Source organism: Mycobacteriales bacterium (assembly GCA_035533475.1).
GTDB lineage: Bacteria > Actinomycetota > Actinomycetes > DATLTS01 > DATLTS01 > DATLTS01.
The window spans coordinates 42,129-54,557 of record DATLTS010000015.1 but is presented as its reverse complement, the minus strand read 5'-3'; the positions used below and the strand labels follow the sequence as shown (position 1 = coordinate 54,557).

Sequence of the window (12,429 nt, the reverse complement as noted above, 5' to 3'; positions counted from 1 at the left end):
GTCACCGGGGCGGCGTTGCGGGGCAGCCAGGGTCAGCCGAGCGAGCTGGGGTCGGCAGGGACGTCGACCGCGTGCCGACGCAGGATCTCCAGCGGCACCAGGTCCGTCGCCCGGATGTTGGTTGCAGCCAGCACCACTGGCGCCGCGACGCCGGCCTGGTAGGCCTCCAGCCAGCGGGTCGCTACGACGCACCAACGGTCGCCTGGCCGCAGGCCGGGAAACCGGTACTCGGGCCTCGGCGTGATCAGGTCGTTCCCGGTCTCCTGCTGGTGGGCGAGAAACTCGCTCGACAGCACGGCGCACACGGTGTGGCTTCCGAAGTCCTCCGGCCCGGAGGTGCAGCAGCCGTCGCGGTAGAAGCCGGTCACCGGGTCCGTGCCACACGGTTCCAGGGGCCCGCCGAGCACGTTCCGGTCTCCGGTCACCGGATCAGCCTCGCATCCGGGGCCGCCGCTCCGTCGGGCGAACCGGACCGGCCCCGTCCCAGCGGGCGCGGGCCATGTCGACCCGACGGCCGTCACCGGTCAAAGGGGTCCGGTCGCCGCGCAACCGGCGCAGCTGCTCGGCATCCTTGTGCGGGGCCGGCCGGCCGTCGGCCATGACCACCCGGTGCCAGCAAACCTCGGCGCCGTTTCGAGCCAACACCGAACCGACGGCCCGGGCGGACCCCCGCCCCAGGTAGTCCGCGACATCCCGGTAGCTCATCACCCGCCCGGCCGGGATGAGATCGACGACGTCGAGCACGTGGCAGGCAAAGTCGCCGAGGGCGGTTCGCGACCGGTCAGCGTTCATCCTCGATCGCTCATTCTTCATCGCCCCGGGCCTTCACCGCGACAAGCACCGACACCACCACCCAACCGGCTAGCAGCACCACCAGCGGATGAACGAACACAGCCCAGATCCCGAGCAGCACGCTGCCGAGGACCGGCGCCCAGAGCCGGTTCAGCGCCTCCCGGCGGCTCCATCGCCGGGACGGGGGCGGGGCACCGAACACGGCGCGGTCGAGGGTTGCCAGCCGCCGTCCGAGCTTCATGCGTCTAGTAGATCGGCAGGCTGCGATCCACCTGCTGGGCCCAGGCCGTGACGCCACCCTGCACGTGCGTCGCCGTGGCGAAGCCGGCGGATTTGAGCATGGCCAGTGCCTCGGCGGACCGCACCCCGGTCTTGCAGTACAGGACCACCGGCCGGTCCTGCGGCAGCTCGGAGAGCCGACCGGCGAGCTCGCCCTTGGGGATCAGCACCGACCCGGGGATCCGGACGATCTCGTACTCGGCCGGCTCCCGGACGTCGACGAGCAGGAACCGCTCCCCGTCGTCGAACATCTGCTTGAGCTCGGCCGCGGTGACCGTCGATCCGCTCGCGGCGCGCTGCGCCTCCTCGGACACGACGCCGCAGAAGGCGTCGTAGTCGATCAGCTCCGTGATCGTCGGGTTCTTCCCGCACAACGGGCACTCCGGGTCCTTACGCACGCGCAGGGTGCGGTAGGTCATCTCCAGCGCGTCGTAGATCATCAGCCGGCCCACCAGGGGCTCGCCGATCCCGGTGAGCAGCTTGATCGCTTCGGTGGTCTGGATCGAGCCGATCGACGCGCAGAGCACGCCCAGAACGCCGCCTTCCGCGCAGGAGGGCACCATCCCCGGCGGCGGCGGCTCCGGGTAGAGGCAGCGGTAACACGGGCCATGCTCGGCCCAGAACACCGACGCCTGCCCGTCGAACCGGTAGATCGATCCCCACACGTAAGGCTTCCCGAGCAGCACGCAGGCGTCGTTCACGAGGTAGCGAGTCGCGAAGTTGTCGGTACCGTCGACGATTAGGTCGTAGCCGGCGAAGATCTCCATGACATTCGAGGAATCGAGCCGCTGCTCGTGCAGGACAACGTCGATCAGCGGGTTGATCTCACGGATCGAGTCGCGTGCCGACTGGGCCTTTGACCGCCCGATGTCGGACTGCCCGTGGATCACCTGACGCTGCAAGTTCGACTCGTCCACGACGTCGAAGTCGACGACGCCCAGGGTGCCGACACCGGCCGCCGCCAGGTACATGAGGGTCGGCGAGCCGAGCCCCCCGGCCCCGACCGCGAGCACCCTGGCGTGCTTGAGCCGCTTCTGACCGTCCATCGCGACGTCCGGAATGATCAGATGCCGGGAATAGCGCCGGATCTCATCCGTGGTCAGGTCTGCGGCCGGCTCGACCAGCGGCGGCAACGCCACGATGCACCTCGTTCGTAGACAGCGTTCGTAGACAGCGTTTGGGGACAGCCTGGCAGACCGCCCTCGCGAGGGGGAAACCCTCGCCACCGCGCGATTGTTCCGTTTCGCCGGGCGCGCCGCGGGCAGTAACCAGGTGGCGGAAGCACCACGAACCGAGGAGACGAGATGGGCGCGGCCGACAAGCTCTCGAACAAGGCGCAGGAACTCAAGGGCGACGCGAAGCGCAAGGTCGGCAAGGCCACCGGCAACGATCAGTGGCAGGCAGAGGGCAAGGGTGACCAGGTCGCCGGAAACCTCAAGCAAGCCGGCGAGAAAGTCAAGGACGCGTTCAAGTCCTGACCGCGCGAGGCTGCGGGCCAGGCCGGCCACGGGGGCGGTCCGGCCCGCGGCCTGTCCGGCCTACCTGTCCGGCTACCTGTCCGCCTGCCTCTGCGTCAGCCTTCCGGCGGCCTTCCGTCAGTCCCCCGGACGCCACCAGGGCCGCCGTCGGCGCGGTTCGTCCGACTGCTCGGCCGGGCTCTCTGCCGCCGCTTGCGCCGCATTGACCGGCGGCGCGACAGAATCCGGACCGGACTCGGGGTAGGACCATGGGTGTCTGGTCGACTCCGGACTGGGCGCGGCATCAGCCGGCTCGTCCTGGAGCAGATGACCGGTGAACGGCGCCGGTTCGGGGTCGGCGTCCGCGTCGTCGAGCAAACGCTCGTCGGTGCGTGTCACTGCATCGATGGGTTCGGCCACCGGCGGTTCGGCCGGCCCGGGCGGTTCGGCCACGGGCGGTTCGGCCGGCGGTTCGACCACCGGAGGTTCGGCCACCTGAGGCTCGGCCGGCCCGGGCGGTTCGACCACCGGCGGCTCGACCGGCGGTTCGACCGGCAGTTCGACCGGCCCGGGCGGCTCCGCCGCGGCTTTGCCGGAGCCGGCCGGCCGGGACCGTCTGCGGAGCAGCGCGTCAGCCAGGGCGAGGACCGCCTCATCCACCCGAGCCGCGATCCGGGTCTCGCCGTCGGCGAGCCCGCGCTGGACCCGGCTGAGCCGGTCGAGGACCGGGCCGAATTCATTGCGCACCGACCCGGCGACCTCGCCGGGGATTCCCTCCAGTCGACCGTGGACCCCGTCGAATCTGCCGGACAGGGTGTCGAGCCGGTCGAGGACAGCGGTCAGGAGCTCGCCGCCGGCCAATCGGTCGACTCGAACCCCGAGCTCGTCGATCCGCGCGGCAAGCAGCGCCACCGCGTCGGCGGACGCGAGGTGGGTGAGTTGGCCGCCGAGTTCCTCCACCCGGGAGGTGACGGCCGCTACCGCCGCGACGGCCTGCTGGGTCTGCTGCGTCTGCTGGATAAGTGCCCCGCCGGCGGCGATCCGCAGTTCCTCGGGCAGCCGGGCCAACAACCCGCGGATCTCGCCGACGATGACGGCCAACTGGCGCTGCTCGGAGATCTGGTCCTCGACTGCACGCGAGAGCAGTTGCTGCATCCGCTCAGCCATCGGCGAGCCGGCAGGTGCCTCCGCGGGGGGGTCGGTGAACGGCGCCCCCCCAGGTCCGAAGTCGGTCACGGCCTGCTCCCTCCTGTCCGGATCGCAGTATCCCCGGTTATCGGGCCGCTGTGACGTGGCGCCACGCCTCGGCGGCGACCCGTTCTGGGGCCTCGAGCTGGGCCACGTGCCCGCAGTCGGGGTAGATGACGAGCTTCGACCCGCGGATCCGCCGGTGTGCCCGGTGTCCCACAGCGACGTTCACCAGCCGGTCCTTGCGTCCCCAGAGCAACAGGGTGGGGACCTCGAGGGCGGCCGCTTGCCGCCACAGGGAACGCGATCCCGGCTCGAGGTTGGCCCGGGCCAACCCGTCGAGGGAGCCGAGGAGGGCCCGGTTCGCCCAGCTCACCCGGTCCCGTCGCTCTATCTCCGCGATCACCTGGTCGACCCGGTCCGGGTGCACGCGGGTCGGGTCGGCGTAGCAGAGCCGGAGCATCCGCCGAGCCCGCGCGGCGGCCGGCACGGACGAAAGTCGGCGTTGCGCGATCCCGCGCACGCCGGGGGTCAGCAGCACCAACAACCTCGGGTCGTGCAGCCGCCACGGGGTCAGATCGGGCAGCGCCGGGGAGACGAGGGTGAGCGAGCGGACCAGGTCGGGATGATCCGCTGCGAGCCGGACGGCCACCGCGCCGCCCAGCGAGTTGCCGAACAGATGCACCGCGCCGCGCTCGAGCCGGCGGATGACCCCTTGCACTGCGTCGACATGTGCGTCGAGCCGGTAGCGGCCGTCGGCAGCCGGTTCGCTGTAGCCGAAGCCCGGCAAATCGACCGCGTAACCGTCGACCACGTCGGCGAGGAGCCACGCCAGGTCGGTCCAGTTCGTCGCGGCGCCGCCGAGGCCGTGGACGAACACGGCAGGCTCCGCACCGGTGCTGTCCGGGACCCGGCGGACGAACACCCGGGCGCCGGTGCCGGCGTCGAGCAGCGATCCGGCCCACGGTCCGAGCGGTGGCGCATCCGGGCCGGGGAGCTCGCGCAGGCTCACGGGAGCGCCCACGTCGCCCCCACCTCGAGGCGGCGCGGTCCGGCCGCGTCGACGGCGGTGCTAGCCGACGCGCCCATCCCGGTCCACGAGCCGTCGGGGTCGATCCGGATCCCGGCGCACTCGGGGATTCCGACCACGACCGCGGTGCCGACCATCGCCCGGACCGTCTGCAACCGGTCGACATCGTCGGACGCGTGCGGGACGACGGCGAGCCCGGGCAGGAGGCCGAGCCCGGGTCCGAAACCGGGGCGGGCACCGGGGCGGAGGGTCACCGCCCCGAGGACCATCGCCCCCGCGCTGGCCCCCATGACGACGCCGCCACGTTCGAGGACCCCATCGAGCCAGCGATCGGCTCCGGTGTGCCGCAGAGCGTCCAACAACCGCCCCGGCGAACCCCCCGGAAGCACGAGCAACCGGGCGATGGCGAACGCGGCCTCGGCCGCGCCGGGATCAGAGCGCGCGTCCGGGGCGACGACGGCGCTGACCGCACCCAGACCGGCGAAGTGCTCGACACCGTGCCGGCCGGCCAGCTCCGCCTCCCGCCCCACGGCCGCGGCCAAGGGCACGACGACGACCGGTCCGCCGTCCGCCCGGGCCAACAGGTCCAGGTCCATCGGACGGCAGAGATCCCCGAATTCGGCGCCGCCCTGCAGGCAGATCGTTCCCGGCATGGGATCAACCTACGAAAGGGTGCTCCGCAGCCGCCGGCGGGCGGGCGTGAGGGGCTCAGTGCAGCATCGGCTCGAGTCGTCGGTTGACCGCATCGAGGGTGGCCCGGATGCAGGCCTGGCGGACATCCTCGCGGACCGTGGCCGATCCGGTGAGCCGCTCGCTGCCGGAATTCGACAGCATGGTCAGTGAAACGAGCACGGTACGGTGCCGCCCGGTGTTGGAGATCTCGACGTGTTCGAGTTCGAATCGGGCCCTCCGGTCCAGCAGACCCTCAAGCGCCCGCAGGGTTGCGCCGGCAACCGCGCGCTGGACGCCGGACTGGGTGGCCGTGCCGGTGCTTTCCCCGGAGGCCGACGAGCTGCCGTGCCGCAGCGTGACGATCGCGGTTACATCGAGCCCTGAAGAAACAAGCTGCATCCGGGTGATCGCCGGCCGGCCGCCGGTGCCCTCGGGGAGGGTCGGTGGCTCGGGGGTAGCCGTATCCTCGACGAGCTGCACCCGGTCGGCGTCCACGCCGAGGCCGAAGCGCTCGCGGAGCAGACGGCCCACGCTGGTCGCCACTTGGACCTCGTCGACACCAGGGGCTAGGCCGAGCCGGAGAAGCCCCAGCCCGCCGCCTTCTTCGTCGGGTTCGACGTCCGCGTCGGCCACGCCCGGAACCGCGCGCAGCGCAGCCACGATCTCGGCGTAGTCGGTGAGCGTCACCTCAACTGCCCCCAATGGACGCGGATGGGTTGATCAACCCCTCGTCGGGGTGTCGACCGGTCTGGGGGTCGCCTTGAGCACCGGCGCCCGGGGGCGGTCAGGCAGAACGGCGGGTCGATGTCCTTTTCGCCGTCTTCTTGGCCGATACCTTCCGAGTCGGAGCGGCTTTGCGCGGCGATTCGCCGGCGGTGGCGGGGGTCGCTCGAGCCCCCCGGGGGGCGGCCGCGGTCTTGGCCTTGCCCCGTTTCGACGCCGTCCCGGGTGCGGATGCGGGTTGCGACGGCGCTGGGCTGGCATCGGACCGGCCCCCCCGGGCGGCTTCGACGCTGGCCCGCAGCGCCGCCATCAGGTCGACCACGGCCCCGCCGGTTTGGGTCGGCTCGGCGGGAGCGACCACGTCCCGGCCGGCAATCTTCGCCTCGATCAGCTCCTGGAGCGCCGACCGGTAGTCGTCGGTGTAGGCCATCGGATCGAAGTCGCCGGCCAGCGTCTCGATCAACGAAACGGCCATCGCGAGCTCCTGCGGGCGGACCGGCACCTCCTCGTCGAGGAATGCGAAGTCCGGTGTTCGGATCTCGTCCGGCCAAAGCATGGTCTCGAGCACGAACACCCCGTCCCGGACCCGAAGCGCGGCCAGCGTCTCGCGCTGCCGGAGCGCCACCTTGACCAGGGCAACCCGCCCGGACTGCTCGAGCGCCTCGCGCAGCAGAACGTATGGCTTCGTGCCGGCGGTCTCCGGCTCGAGGTAGTAGCTGCGCTCGAAGTACATCGGGTCGACCTGATCGAGCGGGACGAACGTCAGCACATCGATCGACCTCGACGTCCGCAACGGCAGGTCGGCGAAGTCCTCGTCGCCGAGCATGACGACCTCTCCGGTGCCCAGCTCGTAGCCCTTGGCGATGTCGGAGAAGGGCACTTCCTCGCCGTCGATCGAGCACACGCGCTTGAAGCGGATCCGGCCTCCGTCGGCGCGGTGGACCTGGTGAAAGCTGACGTCCTTGACGTCCGTGGCGGAATAGAGCTTGACCGGAATCGTGACCAGGCCAAACGAGATGGCCCCTTTCCAGATGCTGCGCATGCCCGCCTCGCCAGGTCCGGATCGCCGATCGTCAAGATCATCCTACCCCGCTGATCCGGCAGCTACGCCGGGCCGCGGCCCCGCTCCGAAACGGACGGGTTACCGTCCACTGCGTGCACTGGGGCCTCGCGGGGGCGTTCGCCGCCGCCATCGCCTACGGGGTCGCGACGATCCTTCAGACCATCGGCGCCCGCCGAACCCAGCGTGCCCAGTCGGTCGACGTTCGGATGCTGTGGCGACTGGTCCATTCCTGGATGTTCATCGCCGGGCTCGGCCTCGACGGGCTCGGCTTCGCACTGTCCCTGGCGGCGCTGCGCAGTCTGCCGCTGTTCGTGGTCCAGGCTGCGATCTCGGCGAGTCTCGCGGTCACGGCCCTGCTCGCGGCCGCATTCCTTCGGGCCCGGCTGCAGGCCCGGGAGTGGCTGGCGATCGCCCTGGTCAGTGCCGGCCTCGCGATGCTCGCCATCTCCTCCGCACGGAACCGACCGGCCGGTGTGGACCTCGGCGGGCGGACGGCGTTGCTCCTCGGTGTCGGTCTGCTGGGCGCGGTCGCCTTCCTCGCCGGCCGGGCCACCCGGACCGGACCGGGTCCGGGTAGCTGGGCGCTCGGGGTGCTGGCCGGGCTCGCCTACGGCGCGTCCGGGATCGGCGCCCGGATCCTGCATCACCCGCGTTCCCTGCTCGGGCTGGTGACCGACCCGGCGACCTGGGCGATGATGGCGGCCGGTCTCCTGGGAATCCTGCTCTATGCGACCGCCGTGCAGCGCGGCACGGTCACTCGGGTCACCGCGGCGGTCGTCGTCACGGAGACCCTCGTCCCGGCCGCGATCGGCGTCGCGCTGCTGCACGACCATCCACGTCACGGCTACGTCGGACTTGCCGCGATCGGTTTCGTGTGCACCGTCGCTGGCGCGGTTGCGCTCGCCCGCCACGGGGAAGCCCCTACCAACGAGCGGCTGGCCCGGGGCTCAGCCACCGTCCGGCCGCCAGCGGACGTGCAACAGGAAGTGGGCGGTTGAGCGCGCCGGAGAAGGTGACGGTGCAGGTCGAAGGCCGTCGGCTCTCGCTGTCCAACCTGGCGAAGGTGCTCTACCCCGCGGCCGGAACCACGAAAGCCGCGGTCATCGACTACTACACGCGGATCGCCCCGGTGCTCCTCCGCCACCTCGCTGGCCGGCCGCTGACCGTGCGCCGATTCCCGAATGGCGTCGACGGCACGACATTCTTCGAAAAGAACGCCCCGTCGCACACCCCCGATTGGGTCCGCAAGGTCCGGCTGCCCAGTCCCGGATCGACCCGTAGCCGGGAGAGCATCGACTACCTCGTCGTCGAAGAGACGGCAACACTGGTCTGGCTGGCCAACCTGGCCGCCCTCGAACTGCACGTCCCGATGTGGCGCGTCGACGACGACGGGCGCCCGATGAATCCGGATCGGCTGGTCGTCGACCTCGATCCCGGCCCTCCGGCCGGGTTGGTCGAGTGCGCCCGGGTCGCCCTGCTGGCCCGGGCCGCGCTGGCCGCCGACGGTCTGCATGCGTGGCCTAAGACGAGCGGCGGAAAGGGACTCCAGCTCTACGCCGGACTGGATGGCAGCGCCGCCTGGGAAGTGGTCCACCGGCACGCCCGGGTTCTCGCCGAAGGCCTGGAGCGACACCACCCGGGGCTCGTCGTTTCTTCGATGACGAAGGCGGTGCGTCGGGGCAAGGTGCTCGTCGACTGGAGCCAGAACAACGCGGCGAAAACGACGGTCGCCCCCTATTCACTTCGGGCCCAACCCGAGCCGACGGCCTCGACCCCGGTGACCTGGGCCGAGGTCGAGGCGGCCGCGGAGTCCGGAAACCCCGCCGGCTTGCGTTTCCTTTCCGCCGACGCTCTCGACCGGGTGGCAACCTTGGGCGACCTGTTCGACGCCGTCTTCGACGATCCCGGTCGGCTGGGCTGAAGCGCCCTGCGGCATGCTGGCCGCGGGGAACGAACGCGACGAGACGGAGTGCCCGTGAGCGAGTTCGAGGCCGCCGAGGCGGACGTCGTCGAGCAGGCCCAGACCGTCGAGGACGTGGCGGAGCCCGATCGGCGGGAGCGGCCGCTCGAGGCCGACGACGCGGACGCGGCCGAGCAGGACGTGATCGTCGAAGGCGACGAGGACTACCGCTAGGCACCGCCTCCTGGTGAGCCTCCGGTAGGCTCGGCCGTGGGCGCGCGAGGCGCTGCGCCCGACGCAGCGACGAGGGGCAGCGTGACGAGCGGTTCGCAAGCCCGTCCCCGTAGCCGGCTCTCGCGCTCGGCCCGGCGCACCCAGCTGCTCGGAGCTGCCCAGGAAGTCTTCGTCGCGAATGGTTACCACGCCGCCGCGATGGACGACATCGCCGAACGAGCCGGCGTCAGCAAACCCGTGCTGTACCAACATTTTCCGGGCAAGCTCGAGCTATACCTGGCGCTTCTCGACCAGCATGTGGCTTCCCTCGAACGAGGGGTCAACCGGGCTCTCGCCTCCACGCCGGACAACCGAGCCCGGGTGCAGGCGAGCATCGCGGCGTACTTCGACTTCGTCGGCGACGAGGGGGGCGCGTTCCGGCTCGTCTTCGAGTCCGATCTGCGCAACGAGCCGGTGGTCCGCGCGCGGGTCGAACGGGCACTCCAGGTTTCCATCGAGGCGATCGCCGACACCATCGCGCGCGACACCGGACTCCAGCGCGAGGAGTCGGAGCTGTTGTCGTGTGGGCTCGCCGGGCTGGCCGAGGTGTCCGCGCGCTGGTGGCTGTCCTCGGCCGGCAGTGTGCCCAAGGCCCGTGCCGTCGAGTTGCTGACAGCGTTGGCCTGGCGTGGGATCTCCGGCTTTCCGCGCAACCCGTGACCGCGGGATAGCCTCCAGGCTGGACGGCTCCGATGCGGAGCCGCGAGAGGGCGAGGCGGCGGCGTGGAAGTCAGGATCGGCGTGCAGTTCGCGCCCCGGGAGATTGTCCTCGAGAGTGCGCAGTCGCCGGCCGAGGTCGAGCAGGCGGTCGGTGCGGCGCTCGCCGACCCGGCTGGCGTGCTGAACCTGGTTGACGAGAAGGGCCGGCGGGTGCTGATCCCGAGCGCCAAACTCGCCTACGTCGAGATTGCCGAGGCCGAGGGTCGACGGGTCGGCTTCGGGACCCTGTAGGCCCAGGGCGGCGCCGGCCGGAAGGCGGCGGCGTTGCGGGTGGCCCCGATGCGCCGCGGGTCCCTCGCGCGTGGCCGCTCCGGAGTCCTAGATCTCCGCGACGACTTCGCCGAGCGGCCTACTGGCCACGTGCAGGTCGGTGACCCCAGCGACTGTGCCGCAGTCCACGCAGCGCACGCCGATCGCCACCCAGGTCACAGCACCGCCGGCGACCGCCAGTCCCGCGGCGACCTCGACGATGGAGTTGCTGCACCCCGTGCAGGACCAGACCGGCGGATGCGTCCAGTGCTCCTCGGAGTCGAGGACCGCAGCGACCCGACCGCAGGCGAGGCACCGCCGCCGGGCCACGCCGCTGTCGCGATCGGCCTCGACGTAGAACCAGGTCGATGGCTCGTCCTGGTGCGCGTCGGCGGAGCAGGCCAGCAACACGGTCTCGGTGACCGGCGGGCAGCCCGTCAGCTGGGTCAGCCAGGTCCGCAGGTCAGCGCCGGACTCCGCCCGCCGCCCACCATGCACCGTCCGTAGCACCACGACGCCTCCTCGGGTTTCCCCTAAGGTCGGCGCGGCAAAAGGCCGCCTTGAACGCTCAGGCCGTCTCTTCGGCCGACGACGGGACGCTGCCGGCCTCGCCGCCGGAGTTGGCCCGACGCCGGCGCCGGTGCCGCCGCGGTCGGGCGGGGTCGGCGGCGCTGACCGGGGTGACCACCGCGCCCGCCCCGCGGCCGGTTCGGGTGCGGGTCCGCTCCCCGCGCGCCCGCTCGGCCGGCCGCGGCTCCGCCGGCCGGGGCTGCGCCGGCCGGCTGCGGGTACGGCCGGTCTCGCCAAGGTCTTCGATGCGCTCGGCGCCGAGACCGACCCGGACCCGCGCTTCGCGGGGCAGTACCCCGGTAGCCCGGGCCGGGATATCAAGCGAGGCATAAAGGTGCTCTGAGGTCGAGTAGGTCTCGGGCGGGTCGTCGAACGGCAGCGCTAGCGCCGTGTTGATCAGCTGCCAACGGGGGATGTCGTCCCAGTCGACAAGGGTGACGGCGATCCCCGAGCCGCCGGCCCGGCCGGTCCGGCCAATCCGGTGGAGATAGGTCTTTTCGTCTTCGGGGCACTGGTAGTTCACGACGTGGGTGACGCCGCTGATGTCGATCCCGCGGGCCGCGACGTCGGTCGCCACCAGCACGTCGACCTTTCCGCTGCGGAAGGCGCGCAGGCCCTGCTCCCGCTGCGCCTGGCCGAGGTCGCCGTGCACCGCGGCGGCGGCGAAACCGCGGGTGCCCAGATCCTCCGCGACCCGGGCGGCGGTCCGCTTGGTCCGGCAGAAGACGATGGCTAGCCCGCGGCGTTCGGCCTGCAGAATCCGGGCCAGCATCTCGACTTTGTCCATCGCGTGCGCCCGGAACACGTGCTGCTGGGTGGTGGGAACGGTGGCGCTCTCCTCCGGCGCCTCGGCTCGCAGGTGGGTGGGTTGGCGAAGGTAGCGGCGGGCCAGCGTCACGACCGGACCGGGCATCGTCGCGGAGAAGAGCATGGTCTGCCGGTCGGCCGGGATGAAGGTCAGGATCCGCTCGACGTCGGGCAGGAAGCCGAGATCGAGCATCTCGTCGGCCTCGTCGAGAACCAGCACCCGGACTCGGCTCAGGTCCAGCGCCTTCTGCCGGGACAGGTCGAGCAGCCGGCCGGGGGTGCCGACGACGACGTCGACGCCGCTGCGCAATGCCTCGACCTGCGGCTCGTAGGAGCGACCGCCATACACGGCGAGCACCCGGGTGCCCCGGGTCCGTCCGGCGAGCGCGATGTCACCCGTCACCTGGACGCAGAGCTCCCGGGTCGGTACGACGACGAGGGCCTGCACGCCACCGTCACCGGGCAAGGTGAGTCGCTGCAGCAGCGGGACACCGAAGGCCAGCGTCTTGCCGGTTCCGGTGCGCGCCTGTCCGATGAGGTCGTGGCCCTCGAGGGCCAGCGGGATGGCCAGGTACTGGATGGCGAAGGGTTCGACGATGCCCGCGGCGGCGAGCGCGTCGACGGTCTCGGGGAGTACGCCTAGGTCGGCGAACGTAGTCAGAGCAGCCTCCATCACGGCGGAGGCCACCCGGCGGGCGTGTCCGCC

17 protein-coding genes are annotated in these 12,429 nt (G+C 71.6%); 6 read left to right on the top strand and 11 right to left on the bottom strand.

Annotated features, from left to right (window positions below; genetic code table 11):
* Positions 1–32: 32 nt before the first annotated feature.
* From VNG13_02505 to moeZ, 4 genes are read right to left on the bottom strand one after another with little or no spacing between them, the layout of a single operon-like run.
* Complete coding sequence (locus VNG13_02505; protein ID HVA59392.1) at positions 33–425, bottom strand: DUF2237 domain-containing protein; 393 nt, start codon at positions 423–425, stop codon at positions 33–35.
* A 4-nt stretch (positions 426–429) separates the two neighbouring features.
* Entirely contained in the window at positions 430–792 is a 363-nt protein-coding gene (locus VNG13_02500) for an MGMT family protein (protein HVA59391.1), read from the bottom strand.
* A 10-nt stretch (positions 793–802) separates the two neighbouring features.
* Complete coding sequence (locus VNG13_02495; GenBank protein ID HVA59390.1) at positions 803–1,033, bottom strand: hypothetical protein; 231 nt, start codon at positions 1,031–1,033, stop codon at positions 803–805.
* Between the two features lie 4 nt (positions 1,034–1,037).
* Positions 1,038–2,213 (bottom strand): adenylyltransferase/sulfurtransferase MoeZ, encoded by a 1,176-nt coding sequence (moeZ, locus tag VNG13_02490; protein ID HVA59389.1) that lies wholly within the window; start codon positions 2,211–2,213, stop codon positions 1,038–1,040.
* 162 nt (positions 2,214–2,375) lie between these two features.
* Here moeZ and VNG13_02485 point away from each other — a divergent pair, with 162 nt between their 5' ends.
* Entirely contained in the window at positions 2,376–2,549 is a 174-nt protein-coding gene (locus VNG13_02485; protein HVA59388.1) for a CsbD family protein, read from the top strand.
* A gap of 117 nt (positions 2,550–2,666) precedes the next feature.
* Here the strand turns inward: VNG13_02485 and VNG13_02480 are convergent, their stop codons facing one another.
* The 5 genes from VNG13_02480 to VNG13_02460 form a co-directional block, all read right to left on the bottom strand.
* A complete protein-coding gene (locus VNG13_02480; GenBank protein HVA59387.1) occupies positions 2,667–3,764 on the bottom strand; it encodes a hypothetical protein in 1,098 nt (365 codons plus the stop codon).
* A gap of 37 nt (positions 3,765–3,801) precedes the next feature.
* Positions 3,802–4,740, bottom strand: coding sequence for an alpha/beta fold hydrolase (locus tag VNG13_02475; GenBank protein HVA59386.1), 939 nt, complete (start codon positions 4,738–4,740; stop codon positions 3,802–3,804).
* Positions 4,725–5,399 (bottom strand): Type 1 glutamine amidotransferase-like domain-containing protein, encoded by a 675-nt coding sequence (locus VNG13_02470; protein HVA59385.1) that lies wholly within the window; start codon positions 5,397–5,399, stop codon positions 4,725–4,727. Before VNG13_02470 ends, VNG13_02475 begins: the two co-directional genes overlap by 16 nt.
* Before the next feature lie 55 nt (positions 5,400–5,454).
* Complete coding sequence (locus VNG13_02465; protein ID HVA59384.1) at positions 5,455–6,105, bottom strand: hypothetical protein; 651 nt, start codon at positions 6,103–6,105, stop codon at positions 5,455–5,457.
* A 97-nt stretch (positions 6,106–6,202) separates the two neighbouring features.
* Positions 6,203–7,183: a Ku protein gene (locus tag VNG13_02460; GenBank protein HVA59383.1), complete on the bottom strand. Its 981-nt coding sequence runs from the start codon at positions 7,181–7,183 to the stop codon at positions 6,203–6,205.
* Between the two features lie 113 nt (positions 7,184–7,296).
* On the opposite strand from VNG13_02460, the gene VNG13_02455 reads away from it, so the two are divergent.
* The 5 genes from VNG13_02455 to VNG13_02435 all read left to right on the top strand — a co-directional run bounded on the left by VNG13_02455 (position 7,297) and on the right by VNG13_02435 (position 10,328).
* Complete coding sequence (locus VNG13_02455; GenBank protein ID HVA59382.1) at positions 7,297–8,202, top strand: hypothetical protein; 906 nt, start codon at positions 7,297–7,299, stop codon at positions 8,200–8,202.
* Positions 8,199–9,125 (top strand): non-homologous end-joining DNA ligase, encoded by a 927-nt coding sequence (gene ligD / locus VNG13_02450; protein ID HVA59381.1) that lies wholly within the window; start codon positions 8,199–8,201, stop codon positions 9,123–9,125. Before VNG13_02455 ends, ligD begins: the two co-directional genes overlap by 4 nt.
* 54 nt (positions 9,126–9,179) lie before the next feature.
* Positions 9,180–9,338 carry a hypothetical protein gene (locus VNG13_02445; GenBank protein HVA59380.1) on the top strand — a complete coding sequence of 53 codons (159 nt, stop codon included), beginning with the start codon at positions 9,180–9,182 and terminating at the stop codon, positions 9,336–9,338.
* Between the two features lie 81 nt (positions 9,339–9,419).
* A complete protein-coding gene (locus VNG13_02440) occupies positions 9,420–10,037 on the top strand; it encodes a TetR/AcrR family transcriptional regulator (GenBank protein ID HVA59379.1) in 618 nt (205 codons plus the stop codon).
* A 63-nt stretch (positions 10,038–10,100) separates the two neighbouring features.
* A complete protein-coding gene (locus VNG13_02435) occupies positions 10,101–10,328 on the top strand; it encodes a DUF3107 domain-containing protein (GenBank protein ID HVA59378.1) in 228 nt (75 codons plus the stop codon).
* 87 nt (positions 10,329–10,415) lie between these two features.
* Here the strand turns inward: VNG13_02435 and VNG13_02430 are convergent, their stop codons facing one another.
* Together VNG13_02430 and VNG13_02425 are read right to left on the bottom strand one after the other, a co-directional pair.
* Positions 10,416–10,859: a hypothetical protein gene (locus tag VNG13_02430; GenBank protein HVA59377.1), complete on the bottom strand. Its 444-nt coding sequence runs from the start codon at positions 10,857–10,859 to the stop codon at positions 10,416–10,418.
* A 55-nt stretch (positions 10,860–10,914) separates the two neighbouring features.
* Positions 10,915–12,396: a DEAD/DEAH box helicase gene (locus VNG13_02425; protein HVA59376.1), complete on the bottom strand. Its 1,482-nt coding sequence runs from the start codon at positions 12,394–12,396 to the stop codon at positions 10,915–10,917.
* Between the last annotated feature and the right edge of the window lie 33 nt (positions 12,397–12,429).

Coding starts and splice junctions, on each gene's coding strand:
- VNG13_02500 (HVA59391.1), bottom strand. CDS start 792: ATGAACGCTGACCGGTCGCGAACCGCCCTCGGCGACTTTGCCTGCCAC.
- VNG13_02495 (HVA59390.1), bottom strand. CDS start 1,033: ATGAAGCTCGGACGGCGGCTGGCAACCCTCGACCGCGCCGTGTTCGGT.
- VNG13_02485 (HVA59388.1), top strand. CDS start 2,376: ATGGGCGCGGCCGACAAGCTCTCGAACAAGGCGCAGGAACTCAAGGGC.
- VNG13_02470 (HVA59385.1), bottom strand. CDS start 5,399: ATGCCGGGAACGATCTGCCTGCAGGGCGGCGCCGAATTCGGGGATCTC.
- VNG13_02460 (HVA59383.1), bottom strand. CDS start 7,183: ATGCGCAGCATCTGGAAAGGGGCCATCTCGTTTGGCCTGGTCACGATT.
- VNG13_02425 (HVA59376.1), bottom strand. CDS start 12,396: ATGGAGGCTGCTCTGACTACGTTCGCCGACCTAGGCGTACTCCCCGAG.